We start from the raw sequence: 21,079 nt of genomic DNA on the forward strand, positions 1-21,079 counted from the left end.
ATGCCGCAATTACGCAAAGATCCGATACTTGGACGTTGGATTATCATTGCTCAGGAACGGGGGAAGCGTCCCACCGACTTTCTGGTGGAAGAGTACACGGTCAAAGGCGGGTTTTGCCCATTGTGTCCTGGCCACGAAAAAACAACTCCCGATGAAGTACTGGCCTACGGTCGAGAGGGAGGGGCAGCCAATACACCGGGGTGGATGACACGAGTTGTGCCCAATAAATATCCGGCTCTGGTTATAGAGGGAGAACTCGACAAGCAGGGCGAGGGACTGTATGACCGAATGAACGGCATTGGTGCCCATGAGGTTATTGTGGAAAATCCCAATCATGATATCCCGTTCGCACAGCTTTCCCCAGAGGAGATGATCCTTACCTTCCGCGCTTTTCGCGACCGCATCCGTGACCTTGCCAAGGATGACAGGTTTCGCTATGTGATGGTGTTCAAAAATTTCGGAAAAGCAGCCGGTGCCTCGCTGGAGCACTCCCACTCACAGCTGGTTGCCCTGCCGGTTCTGCCCCGAATGGTCTCTTCGGAGCTCGAGGGCAGCCTGTCTTATTATAACTACAGGGATCGGTGTATTTTCTGTGATATCATTCGCCAGGAAATGCAACAGGACATTCGCCTGGTCTGTCAGAATGACCAGTTTGTTACCATTACCCCCTATGCACCACGTTCTCCCTTTGAAATGTGGATAATGCCACGCTACCACCACTCCAACTATGCTGCCCAGGATGAGACATCCCTGCAGGCGCTTACCGATATCTTTTCCCAAAGCCTGCGAAGACTCGATGCCTGTATTCCCAATGCACCGTACAACTTTGTTTTGCACACGCAGCCATTACGCTCTCCGCTCCTCGATCACTACCACTGGCATTTCGAAATAGTACCGAAACTTACTTCCATTGCCGGTTTCGAGTGGGGTACAGGGTTTTACATCAACCCCATGCCACCGGAAGAAACCTGCAAATACCTCAAGGAAGTTGACCTGTAGGAGGAAGTCATGCAGCAAAAACGTATACTACTCGTTGACGATGAACAGGGCATCCAGCTCCTTTATCGGGGAGAATTCGAGGACGAGGGGTTTGAAGTCGTCTCAGCCTATAACGGTGAAGAGGCCCTGCAGCTTTTTCAGGAACAGGCGTTCGACCTGGTCATACTCGACATCAACATGCCGGGAATGAACGGTATAGAGGTGCTGGGCCAAATGAAAGAGACCAATCCGCAATTACCGGTCATTCTCTGTTCTGCCTATCCGGAGTTCAAGCAGGATTTCGGAACCTGGGCATCAGAGGCGTATATCGTTAAATCAGCAAATATTGATGAGCTCAAGGCTGCGGTCCGCAAGTATCTTTCCTGAGCACACGCGACATCCCTGAGCTTTTCCGGTAGGTCATTGCCTCCTTTTTTTGCTTGGGGAGGGGAAAGCCCCTGCTGTGGTAGTTATTCTGAACAATGAAAGATATCCAGAGCCTGCGAGACACCCGACGTATTGATATCCGTAAAGTGGGGGTCAAAAATATTTCCTATCCCGTAACGGTTCTGGATAAGGCAAAAAAGACTCAGCAGACCGTCGCCACCATTAATATGTATGTCAACCTGCCTCATCGGTTCAAAGGAACCCATATGAGCCGGTTTATCGAGATACTCAATGGATACCACGGTCGGTTCAACCTGCAAACGTTGCATCTTATTTTGCAGGAGATGAAAGACCGCCTTCATGCAGAAGCGGCGCATATGGAGATCGCTTTTCCCTATTTCTATTATTCCAATCCACATGCAGTTCCTTTCCAATCCCAGCGGTATGATTGCCGAATGCTTGGTTCGCTTGAGGAAGAGCTTGATTTGGTGGTGGAGGTCGAAGTGCCGGTTTCCCTGCAGTGGAACAATGCTTCTGAGGGAGGCAGCGAGCCTGCCGGCGGTTACTGGGGCACTGTTCGGGTTTCTGTTCGATTGAGTCATTTTCTCTGGTTGGAAGACCTGATCAGCCTTATTGAACAGGGCGCGGTTTCCCGGGGCGAAAAGCAGGAATCCGCTGAATCCATCTGCCGACAAATCGGCCATTCCCTTGCAGAAAATTCCGCTTTTTCCTGGTTTAAGGTGGTGGTGGAGAACATCGCCAGGGGGTATACGACTTCAGCTTCCATAGAAGGGCCGAGGGGCATTTAAGCAGGTTGCCCCCTGATGCAGTAACCGTTCGGGCACGCTTGCAGAGGAAAAATACCCACGCAAGCGGGAAAGCGCAGATCGCCGCTCCACGTCGCAGTCCCTGGTTCAGACGGCTTGCCGTGCTGGGGGAATTGCATCGACTGCTGGACAGGCATGGTGCTGGGAGATATCGGCGTTTGGGGAGGGAAGACGATGATACCCCCTGGTTGGGGCAAGCCCGCTTTTCTTGAAAAGTCTGTAAAAAGAGGCTATACATTTTGAGCTGCTCATCGATTTCTGCAATCTATAATGGCAGTTACACCTATATAACAGTTAATTTTATCAACGGACTGCAATGAGTGAACTACTTTTTGAAATTGGGACTGAGGAGATTCCAGCGGGATATATTCAACCGGCACTCGATTTTTTACAGGCAGGGGCTGGCAAAAAGCTCCAGGAACTTGGCCTCAACTTCAGCGGTATCCGCACCTATGCTACTCCCCGCAGACTCACGTTGACCATAGACGAAATCGAAGAGCGGCAACCTGACCGACATCAAGAACATATTGGCCCGTCGGCCAGTGCCGGATTTGACGCCGAGGGGAATCCTACCAAGGCAGCCATAGGGTTTGCCAGGTCCCGAGGCATTTCCCCCGAAGAACTGCAGGTCGTAACTACGCCAAAAGGTGAATACCTGATGGCGGTAGAAGATGTACAGGGGAAGGATACCCGCACGCTGCTCCCTGCACTTCTGGAATCACTGACCAGGGACCTGGTCTTTCCCAAATCCATGCGCTGGGCAGATACCACCCTTGCATTTACTCGTCCGATCCAGTGGCTGGTTGCCCTGTACGATGGTCAACCTGTTGATTTCAGCATTGAGGGGATTGCCGCTGGAAAGGTTACCCGTGGGCACCGGTTTATGGCCCCGGATCCGGTTGAGGTGGACGGTGTGAGCGGCTATCTCTCTGCCCTTGAACAACGGCAGGTTGTGGTTGATCCCGTCAAGCGCCGGGCGATGGTGGTCGAGGAAGTTGAACGTGCGGTGCAGATGTATGCCGGGATAGATGGAGCCGTTCCAGTGCTCCATGAAGGACTTATTGATACGGTGACGAACCTGGTGGAAAAACCTCACGGAATTTGCGGTAGTTTTGATGAAAAATTCCTTGAACTCCCTGACGAAGCATTGATTACCTCCATGCGTGAGCACCAGAAATATTTTCCGGTCGCCGATAAGACGGGCAATCTGCTGCCTCGCTTTGTCGCGGTGAATAACACGCATATCGCTGATCTGGAACTTGCGGCAAGCGGACATGAACGTGTACTGCGCGCCAGACTGGAAGATGGACTGTTCTTTTTTAATGAAGACAGAAAAAGAAAGCTCGGTGACCGCATTGATCAGTTGGAAGGGATTATCTTTCAGCATAAACTTGGCACCATGCTGGCAAAAAGTAAACGGATGGAACGACTCGCTGCTGCCCTGGCGAAAGAAATAGCCCCCGAGATGGTTGCTGATGCCGTCCGTGCCACCCAATTGGCCAAAACCGACCTGCTCACAGAGATGGTTGGCGAGTTTCCTTCACTCCAGGGTGTTATGGGAAGGGAGTATGCACTGAATGATGGCGAGCAGTCGGCTGTGGCCCAAGCGATTCAGGAACACTACATGCCTGTCCGTGCAGGCGGGGAGTTGCCGCAGGGCATGCTGGGCGCCATCGTCGGGCTGGCCGACCGACTTGATACGCTTGCTGGTTGTTTTGCCATTGGCGAACGGCCTACAGGCAATAAGGATGCGTTTGGTTTGCGCAGGCAGGCCATCGGGCTGCTCCATCTGCTCAACGGACTGGGTATTGCCATCTCGTTGCGCACTTATGTGGATGCCGCTCTTGCCGGATATGGTGACCAGGTGAGCGTGCCTGCGGCAACTGCCGCAGAGGTGCTTGACTTCATTCGGGGACGTTTTGAAAATGAACAGGTGGCCTCTGGGGTATCCCAGGAGGTGGTTGGTGCCGCTACGGCCTCCGGCTTCGATGATCCCTTGGATTGCCTGAGGAGAATGCAGGCATTGGAGACCATTCGGACCCAGGAAAATTTTGGTGTTCTTGCCGGTTCGTTTAAGCGCATCAGGAACATCATCAAGGATAATGCGACGAACGTTGTCGATCCCCAGCTTTTTACCGATCAGGCTGAGGAAGATCTTTTTGCGACCCTGGAGACTGTTCGAGGGGAGGCGTTGCCGTTGGTTGAGCAGAAGGATTACATGGGAGCGCTCACGGCCATGCTGAAGATGAAATCACCTGTAGACCGCTTTTTTGATGAGGTGATGGTTATGGCCGACGACCAGCGGATTCGTCAGAACCGGTTGAACCTGTTGACCGCGCTGGGTGAATTGGTACTGCTGGTTGGTGATATTTCAAAAATGCATGCTGACTGAGCGTCCTTGCCTGCAATAAGGCTTGACGAGGCATAAAAAAAAGCTGCTCCGAGGAGCAGCTTTTTTTTTGACCTGTTGGTGAAGGGGGCGCCCTTCACCGCTCAGCAGGGTATTACTTTTTGGGATGACAAACGCTGCATTTTGCCAGGGCCTTGTCATTCTTCGCGTGACATCCTTTGCACTGCTCATGGGCTGCACCCTTGTAGGTGGCGAGCTTTTTAGGCATGCTTTCGTTTGAAGAATTATGGCAGGACTCACATTTTTCTATTTTCTGTCCCTCCACATAGGCAACCTGCTTGCCATCAGCGTCCTTGGAATGGTGACATTCGCCACATTCCAGGCGTTCCTGATGAGCAGCATGCGGGAAAATAGCAGGCTTCGGCTTTTTTGCCTTATCAATTGTTGATTCCAGGACCATATCAGCCGGTCCCTTATCGCTGGCAGTTGCGATTCCGAAACCAACCATGCCCATCAGTGCCAGGACAGCACAACACGCAACAAGCTTCTTCATACCAATCCTCCTTTTAAATTGTTGGTATATGAACATAATGCAGCTATTAAACGTTTGTTGTATAGCTCTTTCCCCATCCCTTGTCAACAGGTGTCAGGTGAAGAGGTGGCCGATCTTCCATTTTTCAACGGTATATTTTCTATGCGAATCAGGTTGATATACACTCAGCTTGCCCCATAGCTGTGGAGGCCGGAGAGGAGAAAGTTGACTCCAAAATAGGTGAAAAACACTGCTACAAACCCGACGATGGCCAGCCAGGCGATTCTTTTTCCGCCCCAGCCTCGTGTAAAGCGGGCATGGAGGGTAATGGCATAGACAAACCAGGTAATGATCGACCAGGTCTCCTTGGGGTCCCAACTCCAGTAGGTCCCCCAGGCTTCATTGGCCCAGATAGCACCGGTGATGATACCTGCCGAGAGCCACATAAAACCGAATACAATGGTTTTATGGGTCAGGTCATCAATCATTTTCAGTTCCGGCAGGGAGGAAAACAGGCTGCTGGCAGCGGTTCCCTTTTGATCTGCCCGGGTGCGCAGCAGGTACATGAATCCCAATGAACCGGCAACGGCAAATGCCCCGTATCCAATAAAGCAGGTGACAACATGGGCAATAAGCCAGTTGGACTGCAATGCGGGAATAAGTGGAGTGATCTGGTCGTTGATATGGTCGGAAAAAGATGCATACGCCAACGCGATAAAGGCAAAGGGCATGACAAAGGCCCCTATGATCCTGGTCTTGTATTTTATTTCCATCAGCAGATAAAAGATGGCGATGCACCAGGAGAAAAACACCAGGGATTCGTACATGTTGGTCAGCGGTGCGTGGCCGATGCCTAACTGGTAGGACTCATACCAGCGCAGACCCAGACCTGCGGTCTGCAGCACAATGCCCGCTGCTGCCAGAAGCATACCGATGAATCCAACCTTTCTGTTTTTAAAGATAAAAAGTGCAAGGTAAAAGGCTGTAGACAGCAGGTAGGCTATCATTGTAACGCCGAAGAGTTGTGAGCTGTTCATAAATCGACCATTATTCGTATGGATTATTGAAAAAGCATTTCACTGTTGCTGAGCATTGTCCACTGCGCGGGAGCAACAGCAAACAAAGGTTTGCCCGGCAACAGAAGGGCTGAGAGGATCGAGGCTCGCTTTTTTACTGCTGATGCGCGGAAGGAAAGCCGTCGGTTAAAGCGGTAAACTGTTTCTCAAACCCTATCTTATTTTTATTGGCGGTGCCTGTGAAAAGGATGGTTGTTTCTTTTTTATTTTTTTCGATAAAAACAAATACTTTTTTGTGGGACATGAAAAAGGCGATGTAGAGGCCCGCCAGCATCATGATGCACCCTCCGTAAACAAGCCACACGCCTGGATCTTTGGTCACCTGCAGACCGGTTGCGTAAAGTTGTTTGGCTGAAAACAGATACGTGCCCGATGGACGTTCAACCCGTGCTTCCTGGCCGGCATTCACCCAAAAGGTTGAAGGCGCCCCCTGATTATCGGTAAACCATACTTTGACCCGCTGGATCACATTTCTCCGTGCTTCCTGGTTGATAATCCCAAAAGAGACCCCCCCATCTGCCCATGCAGCCTGTTTCTCGGGCTGGACAAGCATGGTTGTGTTTTTGGCTGATTGTTCATGGGCAACTGAAATAACAAAGTCCTGGTAAGGTTGATAGCTTGACTGGTAAAAGGTCACGCCCTTGTAGGTGAGCGGGGTATTGACCTCTATATCGGTGGAGAGCATCTCCTGACCATCCTCCACTACAGTCACCTTGGAGAGGTAGGTTTTGGGCATACCGTTTTCGTAATACTCGATGGTGAAATAATCACACCGAATGGAAAAACCCAGGTCAATGGGCTGGTTGTCTCGAAAGCTGTAGATTGCGCTTGCTTCCCTGGTTTCAGGAAGCATGATCGAGCCTTTAAAGGCAAAAGAGGGCTTTTTCAGGACGTTTTGGGCAATCATGGCCGAGCCGACCACTGCCCCGAGCAGTACGACAAGAATAGATAGATGGACAATATAAACCCCAAAACGAGTCCATGCCCCTTTTTCGGCAAAAAAGAGGACGCCGTTCTCTGTAGCGCGCTGTCTGGGGCGCCAGCCCGCTGCCTGAAGCAGTGTAGACACCTCTGTCTGAGCAGTTTCAACGTTGTCGCTCCCCCTGACGCTTTTCTGCAAAGGCATCTTCTTGAGACGTTCCAGGGAGGTGTCGAGATTATCCTGGCGAATGATTTTCAGCACCCTCGGAATGCGTTCCAGGCTGCATACAATCAGGTTGATGGCAAAGAGGACCAGCAACAACAGGAACCACCAGGCATTGTACATGTCTGTCAGGTGCAGCAATTCCATGAATTGTGCCATCTGCGGGCCATACTGCTTGATGTAGAATGCACCAGGGGAATTTTGAGGGATGATGGTGCCTATTATAGAGGTCCCTGCAAGAAAAATGAGGAGAAACAGGGCGAGCTGCACCGAAGAGAAAAAAGCGAATACAGGGTTTTTTGTTTGCTTGGTCATGGGATGATGAATTTTTAGTTATACAAGGGAACACAACCGCAGGCAACTTCCCTGTAAGTCTGGTGGAAAGAGGGCGTACCCGTGAGCAGATGTGGAATTGTTGTGCGCATGGAAAGTTTTACTTAGCTGATAGCGGGAAAAATCGCAAATACTTGTTGTCCATTTGTTTCCGAGTGGCAGCGAGCAGCAGTGTCCTCGGGCTGCCTGTGCTGCGGGGACTATTTCTCTTCTCCTGCAGCGCGAAGAAGGTGGGGCACGTGACGTTCCAATGCCTGCTGAATCAGGTCTAGACTATGAACAGCCTGAACCGGAAGTTGAGCATGGTTTATGCTGTCCTGAAGTTGCAGCATGCAGCCTGGACAGGCGGTCGCCACTATGTCAGCCCTGCTGTTTTTAATCCCCTCTGCTTTCCGTTGACCGATACGTCTGCTGTATGCGTAATGGGTCACCGAAAAACTCCCGCCCAGGCCGCAGCACAATGCACTGTCTTTCATTTCCACATACTCAACGTCCGGCAAGGCTTGCAGCAGAGCACGGGGCTCGTCGGTTATGCCTTTGGTTCGGAGATGGCAGGGGTCGTGGTAGGTGATGCGGCGTTGATTCCCGGTACCTGGAAGGGCGGCCAGCTGCTCCGGGACCCCTTCTCTGCACAGGAGGGTGTGGATATCGATTACCTTGTCGGCAAAGGCCGAGGCATCGTCGGGGCAATCCGGTTCCATGGCGCGGAGCCCGGAGTTGCAGGATGCACAGGCGGTGACTATGTACTTCAGCTTCTGGTTGCTGTAGGCGGCACGGTTGGTCGCCGTGAGTCGCTCTATCAATGGTGCATCGCCGGTGGATCGGGCGGGAATGCCGCAGCACCCCTGTGCATGGGGAAAATAAACGGTGTATCCCAGGCGATGGAGCAGCGAGGCCATGGCTACTCCTATTTCCGGGTAGAGGTAGGTTATGGCGCAGCCGGCAAAAAGACCGACCACCGGTTTATCCGTTCGCCCCTGGATCCATTCAGGCAGTCGAGAGAAAAGATTGCTGGCCGCAATCGGGGGGAGCGTTCGCTGGGCGGATTGACCGGCCAGAGGAAAACGCAGTCGCAAACCACTGGTCTGGGGAATCCGTCGAAACAGGGCGGGGGTGATTACACGCAGGGTCTTGGTCACGGCCTGCAGCATTGCTGGTGAGCCGGTCAGGGTGGCAATGGCTTTTCCGGTGGAGGTGAGCCCTCTGGCTCGCTTGATTTCCCTTCGCATCGCGCCAACGATGGCGTCAGTGGGGACCTTGTTGGGGCATTTATCAACGCACGATCCGCACATGAGGCAGAGGCTGATATCCTGTTCCACCCGCCGGTCCAGAGGCAGCCCTCCGGACAACAGGCCTTTGGCGAGCGCCACCTTGCCTCTGGCGACCGCACCTTCATGGCGGTCCAGGTGATACACCGGACAATGGGCCTGACAGGCCCCGCAGCGAACACATTGGTCGATGGCCGTGGTGTAGGGAATGAGTGCAGGATAGCGGCTCATTGCCTGACCTCGGAGGCGGAAGGTGCTGTTGGAAATATTTTCCCAGGATTGAGGATATTGAGCGGATCCAGCGCCTGTTTTATGGTCAGCATACAGGTGCGGGTTGCATGGTCTATCTCCAGTGGCAGGTAGGTCGCCTTTGCTGTCCCGATGCCATGTTCACCGCTGATGGAACCGCCAAAATCAACAGTCGCCTTAAAGATAGCTCCAAGTATCTGGTCTACGGTTTCCTGCATCCCAGGCTCTCGGAGGTCCACCATGACATTGACATGAATATTTCCATCCCCGGCATGGCCGAAATTAACGATGGGAACGCCGAATTTTTCCGACAACTGTTCCAGGGTTCGGATCATGTCCGGTACTTTGGAACGGGGGACAACAATATCTTCATTGAACTTGTCCGGATTGATCTTTCGCATATTCGGGCTTACGCTGCGCCGTACTGCCCAGATATCGTCAGCTTCCTGTTCCGTGGTTGCAACATCCGTGTGCAGTAGGTCGAGTGGGGCAAGCAGTGCGGCGATGTCGCTCACCTGACGTTCAATGGTTGAAGGATCACCATCCACCTCGATGATCAGCAAGGCCCTGCAGGCATTCGGAATATTCAGCGCCGGATCATTGCGTATGCAGGAGAGGGTGGTGGCATCGAGAAATTCCAGGGTGGTGGGGATGATTTTTCCGCGTATGATTGCGGAAACGGCCTGTGCTGCCCCTTCAATGGAACCAAACTGGACCAGCATGGTTTTTTTGGCAACTGGCTTGGGCAGGAGGCGAACCGTTATCCGGGTAATTATTCCCAGGGTCCCCTCAGAGCCGACAAAGAGCCTGGTCAGGTCATAGCCCACCACATTTTTCATTGTCAGCCCACCGGTATGAATGATTTCCCCGGTGGGGGTTACAACCTCCAGGCCGAGAATATAATCACGGGTCACGCCATATTTAACACATCGCGGCCCACCCGCACATTCGGCAACGTTTCCCCCAAGGGTGCAAAACGCTCGTGATGCCGGATCTGGCGGATAGAATAGACCGCGGGCTTCCACCGCCTCCTGCAGGTGGGCTGTGACCACCCCGGGTTCAACGGTAGCGGTAAGGTTTTCCTCATCAATGTCGATAATGGTATTCATCTTGGTCAGCACCAGGACAATCCCACCCTGCACGGGAAGGGTTCCCCCGGTAAAGCCACTGCCCGCCCCTCGGGGAATCACCGGAATGCGCTGAGTATTGGCAAGCTTGACAACAGCGCTGACCTGGTCGGCGTTGCCGGCATAAACGACAACGTCCGGGAGGTGTTCCTTTTGGGTCGCATCGTAGCTGTGAGTGAGCAGGTCAGCCGGTTCAGCCGATACATTTTCCTGGCCGACTATATTCTGCAATGCTGTAATGGTGGATGTACGGAGCATACGGGGTTACCCAATGACTGTAGAAAAGAAACGGGAAGAGAAAAGATACAACTGACTGTCCTGGTGATGGTGGGAGAACGCGCTTTTTTCTGGCAAAGCAATTATTGCTCAACATAATAAAAATCAATGAGCAAAGAATCAAGGCTCTGAGGGGAAAACGTAAAAAGTCGTTAGGAAGCCTCCAGATTCGGCCTGCCGGCAGCGGCAACCAGTTGCGCTGTTTCTTCCTGATCGGTCTCGGTGCAGGGAATAATGGTGTCGGCATATTTCCGATAAAGGTTTTGGCGTTCGGTGAACAGTTCAAGAAACGTCTGGTTTTCCGCTTTGGCAATACCCCTGGTTTCGAAATTTTTAATCCGTCTCTTTATTTCTTCGTACTCCACCTGCAGGAAAACAACCGTGGATATCTTCCTGAGGTGCTGCATGGCCTTATCACTGTAAGCAGCGCTTCCACCGGTGGCAATTACATGATTATCCACATTGAGTTTGCAAATCTCCTGTTCCTCTATCCTTCGCAGGTTGAGGTAATCACTGGCATTGAGAATATCTTGAAGCGACTGCTGCTGGTTGATTTGGATCAGGATGTCGGTGTCAATGAATCCCATGGAGAGGTTTTTTGCCAGGATGATACCGACAGTGCTTTTTCCTGCACCAGGCATACCTATGAGCGTCAAATTGGTCTTCATGAAAACTCCACGTGCGAAAAGGATGGGGCCGACCGCTGGGCAGGCATGCTGTCTTCTCTACCATACCGTACAGGCCTTCATGGGGCAACCGTCTCCTGTCTATGAGGTGCAAGGACGAATGCAGTACCCTGAAACTGAAAAAGCAATGGGGAGGTGTCGCCTAGTTCCCTATCTTTCAAGCGCTGCCCATTGCCCTGCACCGAATGGCGCTTGCTACCAGGCAGATTCGCCGATTATCTCTCCTCTGGTGGACACGGTTACCTGCCTGACGGGAATGTTGGGTTTGACCGCGTCATAGGCCTTTTTGACAAGGTGCACCATTGAGCTGCAGCAGGGTACCTCCATAATGAGGATGGTCAGAGATCGGAGATGAGCGGATTGAAAAATCTCGGTAAAACGCTGCGTATACAGTTCCTGGTCATCGAATTTTGGGCATCCCATCATTACCACCCTGCCGGCGATGTAATCCTGCTGAATGCGGGGATAGGAGACGGCGGTGCAATCAGCGGCAATCAGGAGATCACTGTGTTGCAGGAAGGGTGCGCTGGCAGGTATAAGGCGTATCTGTACCGGCCAATGGGACAGGGCGGAACAACTGTCATTGCTCGCCGGCATATTGGCCTGTTGGCAGGGGGAGGAAGGTTGCAGGGTCTGCAGCCGGGCAGAGGGACAGCCTTGTTGTGGGGGAGAGGCAGGCGTATTTTTTAGCGATGCCAAGTACTCTTCTACAGCCTGCTCGTCAAAGGCATCGGCCTCACGTTCAATGATCTGCAGCGCGCCGGTCGGGCAGGATCCAAGACATGCGCCGAGGCCGTCACAGAGTTTATCGGCGACTAATCGCGCTTTGCCGTCAATGATTTGCAGGGAGCCTTCGGCACAGTCAGGGACGCATTGTCCGCAACCGTCGCAGAGTTCTTCATTAATTTCTATTATTTTTCGTGTTGTTTTCATTGCTAAGCTCGTGGTGTTGAAGATGGCGTGGTCCGTGGATGTGCATCAGGGGCTGACTGCTGCCCTGAGAGTGGCGAGACCTATCTGTTCCATAAAACGCGCACTCCGGGTTTTGCTCGCAGCAGTGAGTGCATAGTAGCGTAAGGTTGGGATTATAAGGGCGACTGCCTCCTGGTCGTTCAGGCCTGAGGCGATCAGGTCGCCGATTCGCGGTCGGCCGGCAGCATTGCCGCCAAAAATAAAACTCCAGCCTCCACGACCGGCAATCAGTCCAACGTCGCGGACCCAGGAGGCCGCGCAGCACCTCGGACAGCCGGAGATGCCAACTTTTACCTTGGCAGGGAAGGTGAATTCGAACTGCAGCTCAGCCAGGCGGCGGCGCATTGCCCTGGTATCTCCTTGAGCATGCCTGCATTGTGGTTTCCCGGGACACGCCTCAAGCGTATGAAAACTTTTGCATAGGCTGGTTGGGAGATCTTCTTCGTGCAGCGCACGGCTGATTGCAGCATACTGTTCCGCCTTCATGCCCACCAGGGTCACACGTCCGTCCGTGGAGATCTCTACTCCGGGAAGAGTATGCCGTCTGACGATAGTGGCAAGGGTTTCCAGCTCGGCGGCTGTCAACACTCCAGAATCAGCAGCAGGAAAAACCAGTTTGCTCAGGCGACTGTTGTTATGCATGGCTGTTGAACGTGGAGATGGGTGCCGGCCGGACTGCGTATCCGGCCGGCAGAGGCTTTTGCTTGGAGAAAAGGGCAACCCTTAGCCTAAAATGGCCTCCAGGTCTTCCTCAGGCGTGGCGGCCACCGGTTTGATATCAAAAGTGTCGACCAGGAACTGGAGGACATCCGGGGTGATAAAAGCCGGCAGGGAGGGTCCGAGGCGTATGTCCTTGACCCCCAGGTAGAGCAGGGTCAAAAGAATCGCTACCGCCTTTTGTTCATACCAGGACAGAACCATTGACAGGGGCAGATCATTCACCTCGCACTCAAAAGCATTGGCCAGGGCGACTGCGATCTGGATAGCGGAGTAAGCATCATTGCACTGACCCACATCCAGGAGGCGGGGAATGCCGCCAATTTCTCCCAGGTCCTTGTCAAAGAAACGAAACTTGCCGCAGGCTAGGGTAAGGACCATGCAGTCATCGGGTATCTGTTCAACCAGCTTGGTGAAATAATCGCGTCCCGGTTTTGCTCCGTCGCATCCGCCGACAAGAAAAAAGTGACGGATAGCTTTGGACTTAATCGCCTCAATCACGGTATCGGCGACGCCGAGAACCGTGTTGCGGGCAAACCCGACCATGACGGTGCCGTTATCCACGTCATCGGTGAACCCGTCCATACTGAGGGCCATGTCGACCACGGCACTGTAGTCTTTGTCAGTGATGTGCTTGACCCCGGGCCAACCGACGAGTCCGTTGGTAAAGATACGATCTTTGTATTCATCACGGGGTTTTTGGATGCAGTTGGTGGTAAACAGGATCGGTCCGGGAAAGTTCGGGAATTCCTTGTGCTGGTTCTGCCAGGCGGTACCAAAATGCCCGTAAAAATGGTCATACTTTTTCAGTTCCGGGTAGCCGTGGCAGGGCAGCATTTCTCCATGGGTATAAATGTCGATACCTTTGCCTGCTGTTTGTTTGAGCAGGAGCTCCAGGTCATGGAGGTCATGGCCGGTGATCAGGATGCACTTGTTCTTGCGGTGGCCCAGCGGCACCTGCGTGGGGACAGGATGTCCATAGGTTCCGGTGTTGGCTGCATCGAGCAGTTCCATGGCGCGCAGGTTTATCTCTCCGGCTTTCATGGCCACGGGAACGCACTGTTCGACGGTGAGGCCCTCAGTGAGTAAAGCTATCAGCGCGTCGTAGCAGAATTCGGCAACTGCCGGGTCCTTTTGGCCGAGGATGGCCGCATGATCCGCGTAGGCGGCAATGCCTTTGACTCCGTAGAGCAGGGTCTGCTTGAGGGAACGAATATTCTCATCGCTATCCAGGTTTTCGATCAGGTGCAAAGCCTCGCCCTGGGCCGCCATGGCTTCGGCCGAATCCGCAGGAAGGAAGGTGGCCGGAGCCTCGCTGAAATCTGTTTTTCCTCCAGCCTCGGCAACTTTTTTCTTCATCGCTTCCCGCAGTTCAACAGTTTGGTTGATGAGTGCAAAAAAACGGTCCGGATCAAAGTCTACATTGGTAAGGGTGGAAAAAATAGCCTCATAGGTAAACAGGTCGGTGGCTTCGTCGATGATGCCGAGTCGGCGACCTTCTTTGGCATAGAGCGCCAATCCCTGCAGCGCATATATCAGCAGATCCTGAAGGTCCGCCACCTCTTCGTTTTTCCCGCACACGCCCGCTATATTGCACCCGGTGCCCTTGGCGGTTTGCTCACATTGGTTACAGAACATGGTAGTTTCTCCTCAAATACGTTATGGTTGATGGGTTGCTTGCATGGACCACATACTACACCTTAGGACGTTCTTTTCTTTGATCTAGGTCAAATCGAGATAATTTCTGTGAAAAAACAAGAAATTTTTCAGCAAAGCCTGCTCTTCAGCGGTCTTTCCGAGGAACAACTCTCTGTACTCTGCGGCATATCCATTGCCAAAAAATATGCAAAAGGGGAAACCGTTTTTCATGAGGGTGAGCCGGGAGACGGTTTTTACATGGTGGCTTCCGGGAAGGTCAAGATTTATAAGGTGTCCATGGAGGGCAAGGAGCAGATCCTGCATATATTCGGTCCTGGGGAGCCGTTTGGCGAGGTGCCGGTATTCCATGGGACTCCTTTTCCTGCTTCGGCGGTTACCCTGTCTGCAGCAGAACTGGTTTTTTTTCCGCGGCAGGAGTTTGTCGGCCTTGTAACGACCCAACCAACCCTTGCCTTGAGTATGCTTGCAGTTCTCTCCATGCGCCTGCGCCGGTTTGCCACCCAGGTGGAAAATCTGACCCTCAAGGAAGTACCTGGCCGGCTTGCTGCCCATCTCCTGTATCTGGCAGAAGAGCAGAAACGTACCGATCGGGTTGTACTCGACATTCCCAAAGGCCAACTGGCCAGCCTGCTTGGAACCACTCCGGAGACCCTATCGCGGATTTTTGCCCGCATGACCGATGAAGGGCTGATCAGCGTACAGGGAAAAACCATTGATTTGCTTGATCTGGAAGGCCTCAAGCAGCGATAAGACGCTGCTTCCTGCTGAACAATACCCTGTGAGGCGTGTACGTCATCAGGTTGCCGGCGGTTGGGTGTCAGCAAAGAAAAGGTATTGGTTCTTTCCCTGACTTTTTGCCAGGTACATTGCCGAGTCGGCTCGCTTTACCAGGGTATCGACTCTGTCTCCGTCATTGGGAAAAAAAGCGATGCCGATGCTTGCTCCGACCTGTACCTTATTGCCTCTAATATCAGTGGGCTGCGAGAGAATGGCAATCACTTTGGCGGCCACTGTGGCAATACTTTCCTGGGTGCCGGCATTGGGGAGCAAAAGGGCGAATTCGTCACCACCCAGCCTGGCGACAGTGTCTGATTTGCGGCATATTTTTCGCAGACAATCAGCAACATGGCACAGCAGTATATCGCCGATCTGGTGACCAAAGGCGTCATTGGTCTGTTTGAACCCATCCAGGTCGATATACAGCAGGGCCAGTCTGTCATTGTAACGGCTGCCATGAGAGACCGCCTCTTCCAGGCGATCAAAGAAGTGGCGTCGATTAGGGAGGTCGGTCAACGGATCAAAATAGGCCATGGCTCTGAGCTTATCCTGTACTTTTTTCCGCCTGGTGATTGCCAGCGAGAGCAACCAGGAGCCGGCGGCTGCTATGAGCGTGAGTCCTATGGCCAGCGGGTACAGCTGAACGAGTGCCTGTTGAGAGTATCGGTCCAGCTCCTGGCGTGATGCATGGCTTATCAAATGCCAGTGGTACGAGTCAACGCTGGGCGCTTTCCCGGTAAGTGCAGCAGCATTGACCGCTGTTATTTTCCTGGTGAGCAGCTCAAGAGGGCGAATGGTGGCAAAGGTATACAGTCCGGTTGCTGTCATGAGTTGTCCGTCATCTGCGGACTGTATCGATTTCCACACGGCAGGGTTTTGTACAGCAAAGGAAACCTGCTGCCGGTCATCAAACATGAATCCCCAAGATTTTTTCTTCTCAGGGTGGAGCAGCCAGTATCCATCCTTGTTTAACAGCATGGTCCGACCTATGGCGATTTTTTCGGAGGCGAGAATAATTCGCAGCAGATCCTGACCCAGGTAGTTGAGCAGGATGACCCCCCGACGGTACCCCATGGAGGAGAAAACCGGGGTGCAGAGTCGGATTACCGGCTTATAGGGAATTTCTACCAAGCCGTGTTCAACGTTCAGGTCAAGGGGAGAAAGAAATATTTGGTTGTTAGCCAGTGCAGTACATTCTTGAAAGTAATATCGTCCAGATTTCAGTTGAAGCTGTTCTATCGGAACGAGTTCCGGATTACCGGCATTGAAATTGACCCGCAAACGCTCCAATCCCTGTTGATCTAGATAGCGAATCTGGTCATAGGCACGACTTCTCCGGGCGAGGGAAACATATTCCACTCCTGCTTTTTTCAGGTAGCTGGTGTCATTTGTTTGCAGATACTGGTCCAGTTCGTTTTGATCCCTAAGGAAAAAAAGATCACTGAGCAAACCCTCCATGACCAAAGCAATCTGCTGTTGCTGCAATTCGATCTTGTAGGATTCCTGCTCCTTGGTAATGTGCAGAAAATCACGGTATTCTTTTTGAAAGAAAAGCCAGAGTAAGATGCTGAAAAGGGTAACGGTGGTGGCAAAAAGCAGGAGGAAGAGGCGTAAATTGGTGCGATAGTGATCAGGTATGAGCAGTTGCATGATAGCCGGGCGTACTCTTTATTGGTCGGGTTGGGCAGATGGGCTGCAGCAAAAAAATATGTCCAGGGGAGGTTGGTTTCCGTCAATACTTTCCAGCCGGCGGATGCAGGGAGCCTTCAGGAGGGTGAGGTTCCCTCTTTTGTTCGCGAGGAAATATTGATCAGGTTGGTGATATGTGCATAGCTGTCGGCATTGATGTCGGTAAAGGCAATAGCCATGCCCTCCGGGGCAATCCGGCTGACAATTCCCCTGATTGAAAAATGCAGCGTACTCGTTGCGCCATTAATCTGTATTTCAACGGTACAGGCGGTATGTAGGGGTAAAGACTGGGCGGGCTGCAGAAAGACCCCCTTATGACTTATATTTTTTGTCTCCACCGCTGCCGACACACGCTGATCGTGATCATGGTGAATGACGGCTGCAGTTTCGAAGGCGATGCGTTGCGCGTAACGGCGTTCTCTTTCCATGAGCGAGCGGTACCTGGTGATTAGGGTTGGGTGTTGGCGGAAGGGCTGCTGTTAAGCGCATACCCCTCGAGGGTGACTGCGACATCCGGCAGGGTCCGGTTGGTCTCAAAAAAACGGTAAATCGGTGCAAGTGACCTCCAGAATTCTATCCAGGGAGACTTGGCGTAGGCTGTAAGGTTTGCCTGAGTGAGGGGAAAAGGAAAAATATGCACCGGAACCTGCGGCTGCCCGTTGGCAAGGGACTGGTGTAGAAGCAAATAGACTTCTTCAATCCTCTTATCTCCCATGGCAAAACAACCGGTGGAAGAGCAGCCGCCGTGGACCATGATGTGACTTCCGCTTCTCCCGTTGAGGGTATCATACTGATTGGGATACCCTATATTAAAGGCCAGGTGGTAGCTGGAATGGGGATGGAGGTGCTCAGCCCGGACCTGGTAGATTCCCTCTGGGCTCTGCCAGTCACCCTCTCTCGTTTTTGGACCGGGGTATCCCGAATAGCGGCAAATGGGGTGACTGGTAAAGAGCACGTATTCCCGGCTTTTTTTCACCCACACCTCCAGTTTTCCCGGAATTTTGAAAATGCGGAGCAAGATTTCGTTGCCCAGAGACAGGCCTTCAGCCTCAAGCCGTTGCTGTATTTCCTGCTTGCGTTCGAGGAACACGGCATCGGCATGTGTAGAGCCTGGTATATCCATGGCAGCCGACGAAAGAGGACAGGTGAGCAGCAGCACCAATACAATCGGTATTTTCAGCAGTGATACCAAGCTGATACAAAGGTGCTGCACAGCCACATCGACGCCAGTTATTGCCTACTGAGCCTGGGCATAGGCCGTAGCCGCACACTCATTTTTGCCCAGATCAAGCTCTTCCTGTTTATCCTCATCAAACTGTTTCAGGTTGGCGTTTACCAGACGGATGGTTGCATATTCTTCTGGCTGAGCGCGGATGTGTGTCTTGATGAAGGCAATAAAGTCGGTCAACTCTTTGAGTTGATAAATGTCTTTATTGTGCTCCAAAATCTGTCCCAGCGGCAAGGTGAAAAGGAGACTGCTGTTGGCTTCCTGCCAATCCATGTAGTGGCCGGGAAGCACGCTTAACTGAGGGTCGAGCTGCTTGATCAGCTGGATGGTGTTGAACAGGAGGCCGGACCATTCCTCGGCTTTCCCGCCGAGGTCGGGGCGACCAACAGAATTGATGAATATGGTATCTCCGGAAACAATGTACTTTTCATCGATGATAAAGCAGGTTGAGCCGGGCGTGTGTCCGGGAGTAAAAAGCGCCCTGACACGTGGTCCGCCGCTGGCAAAACGAATTTCTTCCCCATCCTGTAGTGGGGAGTAGGGGTTTTTGGAACCTTTAAAATCATTTTCGTTGGCATGAAAAATGGCCCCGGTCTGTTGGGCAATATCGCGGCTGCCGGCGATGTAATCTGCCTGGAGATGGGTTTCAAAAGTATGGGTAACAACGCACTCCTTGCTTTTGGCAAAATCAAGGTAGAATTCGACGGCTCGGGTCGGGTCAAACAGCATCATTTCACCATTGCAGGCCAGACCATAGCTGCAGGAGGCTTTTCCAGGGCGGATAAACTGGTAAAGTTCATAGGTGGCTGTCGTTTCCAATGGGAACGGGACGAGCAGGTTGCCCCAGGATTTGATGCCGCCAGCCAGGTAACCGACATCCTTAAATCCATGTTTTTCTAGAATTTCAGCAACATATTTTGCAGACCCTTCCTGTGCGCACACGATTTTGATATCTCGGTCTTTGGGAAGGCGGGCCACCGATTCCTCTTCTATTTCCATAAAATCGTAATAAGAGACGTTCAACATGGTGAAAGGGTATGGACTTTCTACTTGAAATCGCTTGAAGTCCTTGTCGTTTCTTACGTCCAGGACGACAATTTCCTCCTTGTTGATCAACCAGTGAAAAAGGTCTTTTGCCTCGTATTTGTGAATTGCCATGGGGTATCTCCTTACACGCTGTGTATTGAGCGCCACTGTCTCGTGGGTACGATTGAGCTGAACGTTTATTCTTCTATGCCTCAGTATAACAGGAAAAAAACAAAAGAAAATGATTGTTTGGCGCTGTTTTACCGGGAAACGGCAAGCAATGCCGCAACAGGTAGCCCCGCAGCCACTTTCCGGGAAGATTATGTGAGGTTCAGACGCTGTTGGACGTAGGAAGCAGCAGGGAAAAGGCAACAGCACTGGCCGTTAGAGCGGCGGCGACAAGGTATCCCAGTCGAAAATCGCCAGAGTGCTGAGCAAGAATGCCTGTCAGTAGCGGGCCGGCAATCTGTCCGACGGCAAATATCAGCGTAATGGAACTGAACATAGCCACGGCATGACCGGGCCCGGCATAATCACTGCACAGGGCGGCCATGGTCGAAGGAATGCTCCAGGCGACGATACCGAAAAAGGCAATGGAGCCGTACAGGGCGATGCTGGAAAGGTCGAGACCGACCAAGAGAAAAGCGAATGTCTGGATGGTGAATATGGCTGCCAGGATATATTTTCGAGGAAACCGATCGGAAAACCAACCGGCTACAGGACCGGAGAAGAGGCCCAGGAGACCAACCCACGACCAGAAGTTGCCGGCTGTCTGTTGAGTGAATCCATACTGCTCGACCATGGTGGTGACGATGAAGGTGACATAGCTGATAAAGGTAAAGCCAAATAAACCATAGAGCAGACCGCAGTGGAGTGTCAGCAGCGGCGGGACCGGCGAGATATTTTCCTCTTCGCCATGCATTACCGCTGATTCCCTGCTCGGTTCTCCAAGAGGCGCAAGTCTGCAGTCAGTTGGACTATTGCGGACGATTCGAAAAAAAAGCCAGGCGATCAGCAGCACGACTGCGCCAAGGACAATCCAGTGAATGCGCCAGTTGTCTACAGCATGGGTATGCAGGCGTGGGATCAACTGGCCAGAGAAGATAATGGCTATGGCATTTCCGGTAACCATATACCCGGCGGCTTTTCCCCGCATTGTCGGGGTGAACCAGGCCGCAACCAGGGCCATGATCGGTATATTGGCAAGAGCCCCGCCTGCACCGGTAATGAAGTAGAGTGCGGTTATTGCGTAGAGCTCGCTGCACAAGGCCACGCCTACCATGGATACGCCTGTGAGCAGGAGACCTGCAGCGGCAAGATGGCGAATGCCGAACCGTTTGACCAGCGGCGTACAGCAAAGGATACCTGTCAAGTAGCCGCAGAAGTTGGCTGTAGAGATAGTACCCATCTGCTGATAGTTGAGCTCAAGGGCCAGACTCATGGAGGGCAGCAGCATACCCAAAGCAAACCGGCCAAGCCCAAGGCATCCGAAGATGCCGGCAGCAGCCATGAAGATTATCTTCCAGCCATAATGTATTTGCCGCATGCTAAAATTCCTCTACTTTATCCCGGCATGCATCTTTGCCGCCAACTCCCGCACAGTTGCGTTGAAGGGGCACAGAGGCAGGCTATTCTGCACGAGCATGAATTCGTCCACCAAGGGCCGCCGGCGAGGTGATGAATGCTGGCGCGAACCATACCGGGCTGGATGCTTGCATTTTTCGGATTCACCATCTTTATTTTGACAAATGTTCAGCAGAAAGCCTAGACTGTACAGT

General features: G+C 52.5%; 19 protein-coding genes. 5 read left to right on the forward strand and 14 right to left on the reverse strand.

The window, feature by feature from the left end:
* The 4 genes from galT (at position 1) to glyS (ending at position 4,584) form a co-directional block, all read left to right on the forward strand.
* Entirely contained in the window at positions 1–999 is a 999-nt protein-coding gene (gene galT, locus ACZ52Z_RS02385) for a galactose-1-phosphate uridylyltransferase (RefSeq protein WP_464269162.1), read from the forward strand.
* A gap of 9 nt (positions 1,000–1,008) precedes the next feature.
* Positions 1,009–1,365: a response regulator gene (locus tag ACZ52Z_RS02390; RefSeq protein WP_464269163.1), complete on the forward strand. Its 357-nt coding sequence runs from the start codon at positions 1,009–1,011 to the stop codon at positions 1,363–1,365.
* A 95-nt stretch (positions 1,366–1,460) separates the two neighbouring features.
* A complete protein-coding gene (locus ACZ52Z_RS02395) occupies positions 1,461–2,174 on the forward strand; it encodes a GTP cyclohydrolase, FolE2/MptA family (RefSeq protein ID WP_464269164.1) in 714 nt (237 codons plus the stop codon).
* Positions 2,175–2,508: 334 nt separating this feature from the next.
* Entirely contained in the window at positions 2,509–4,584 is a 2,076-nt protein-coding gene (gene glyS / locus ACZ52Z_RS02400) for a glycine--tRNA ligase subunit beta (protein WP_464269165.1), read from the forward strand.
* Positions 4,585–4,696: 112 nt separating this feature from the next.
* Here the strand turns inward: glyS and ACZ52Z_RS02405 are convergent, their stop codons facing one another.
* The 9 genes from ACZ52Z_RS02405 to hcp form a co-directional block, all read right to left on the reverse strand.
* Positions 4,697–5,095 (reverse strand): cytochrome c3 family protein, encoded by a 399-nt coding sequence (locus ACZ52Z_RS02405; protein WP_464269166.1) that lies wholly within the window; start codon positions 5,093–5,095, stop codon positions 4,697–4,699.
* Positions 5,096–5,259: 164 nt separating this feature from the next.
* Positions 5,260–6,111 carry a c-type cytochrome biogenesis protein CcsB gene (gene ccsB, locus ACZ52Z_RS02410; protein ID WP_464269167.1) on the reverse strand — a complete coding sequence of 284 codons (852 nt, stop codon included), beginning with the start codon at positions 6,109–6,111 and terminating at the stop codon, positions 5,260–5,262.
* A gap of 133 nt (positions 6,112–6,244) precedes the next feature.
* Positions 6,245–7,609, reverse strand: coding sequence for a cytochrome c biogenesis protein ResB (locus ACZ52Z_RS02415; RefSeq protein ID WP_464269168.1), 1,365 nt, complete (start codon positions 7,607–7,609; stop codon positions 6,245–6,247).
* A 218-nt stretch (positions 7,610–7,827) separates the two neighbouring features.
* Entirely contained in the window at positions 7,828–9,126 is a 1,299-nt protein-coding gene (locus ACZ52Z_RS02420) for a (Fe-S)-binding protein (protein ID WP_464269169.1), read from the reverse strand.
* Positions 9,123–10,529 carry an FAD-binding oxidoreductase gene (locus ACZ52Z_RS02425; protein WP_464269170.1) on the reverse strand — a complete coding sequence of 469 codons (1,407 nt, stop codon included), beginning with the start codon at positions 10,527–10,529 and terminating at the stop codon, positions 9,123–9,125. Before ACZ52Z_RS02425 ends, ACZ52Z_RS02420 begins: the two co-directional genes overlap by 4 nt.
* 170 nt (positions 10,530–10,699) lie before the next feature.
* Positions 10,700–11,215 (reverse strand): shikimate kinase, encoded by a 516-nt coding sequence (locus ACZ52Z_RS02430; RefSeq protein WP_464269171.1) that lies wholly within the window; start codon positions 11,213–11,215, stop codon positions 10,700–10,702.
* 213 nt (positions 11,216–11,428) lie between these two features.
* A complete protein-coding gene (locus ACZ52Z_RS02435) occupies positions 11,429–12,166 on the reverse strand; it encodes an ATP-binding protein (RefSeq protein WP_464269172.1) in 738 nt (245 codons plus the stop codon).
* Between the two features lie 45 nt (positions 12,167–12,211).
* The gene (locus ACZ52Z_RS02440) at positions 12,212–12,847 is read right to left on the reverse strand and encodes a nitrite reductase (protein WP_464269173.1); all 636 of its coding nucleotides are present in this window, start codon (positions 12,845–12,847) and stop codon (positions 12,212–12,214) included.
* Between the two features lie 81 nt (positions 12,848–12,928).
* Positions 12,929–14,560, reverse strand: a complete 1,632-nt coding sequence (gene hcp / locus ACZ52Z_RS02445; RefSeq protein WP_464269174.1) for a hydroxylamine reductase — start codon at positions 14,558–14,560, stop codon at positions 12,929–12,931.
* 102 nt (positions 14,561–14,662) lie between these two features.
* On the opposite strand from hcp, the gene ACZ52Z_RS02450 reads away from it, so the two are divergent.
* A complete protein-coding gene (locus ACZ52Z_RS02450) occupies positions 14,663–15,331 on the forward strand; it encodes a Crp/Fnr family transcriptional regulator (protein ID WP_464270745.1) in 669 nt (222 codons plus the stop codon).
* Between the two features lie 45 nt (positions 15,332–15,376).
* Here the strand turns inward: ACZ52Z_RS02450 and ACZ52Z_RS02455 are convergent, their stop codons facing one another.
* From ACZ52Z_RS02455 to ACZ52Z_RS02475, 5 genes are all read right to left on the reverse strand, one after another.
* Positions 15,377–17,008 carry a diguanylate cyclase domain-containing protein gene (locus ACZ52Z_RS02455; protein ID WP_464269175.1) on the reverse strand — a complete coding sequence of 544 codons (1,632 nt, stop codon included), beginning with the start codon at positions 17,006–17,008 and terminating at the stop codon, positions 15,377–15,379.
* Between the two features lie 116 nt (positions 17,009–17,124).
* Positions 17,125–17,475, reverse strand: a complete 351-nt coding sequence (locus ACZ52Z_RS02460) for a PilZ domain-containing protein (RefSeq protein WP_464269176.1) — start codon at positions 17,473–17,475, stop codon at positions 17,125–17,127.
* 20 nt (positions 17,476–17,495) lie between these two features.
* Positions 17,496–18,260, reverse strand: a complete 765-nt coding sequence (locus ACZ52Z_RS02465; RefSeq protein ID WP_464269177.1) for a L,D-transpeptidase family protein — start codon at positions 18,258–18,260, stop codon at positions 17,496–17,498.
* Positions 18,261–18,284: 24 nt separating this feature from the next.
* A complete protein-coding gene (locus ACZ52Z_RS02470; RefSeq protein ID WP_464269178.1) occupies positions 18,285–19,433 on the reverse strand; it encodes an MBL fold metallo-hydrolase in 1,149 nt (382 codons plus the stop codon).
* Between the two features lie 199 nt (positions 19,434–19,632).
* Positions 19,633–20,847, reverse strand: a complete 1,215-nt coding sequence (locus ACZ52Z_RS02475) for an MFS transporter (RefSeq protein WP_464269179.1) — start codon at positions 20,845–20,847, stop codon at positions 19,633–19,635.
* Between the last annotated feature and the right edge of the window lie 232 nt (positions 20,848–21,079).

It is taken from the genome of Desulfogranum aggregans (genome assembly GCF_055398265.1).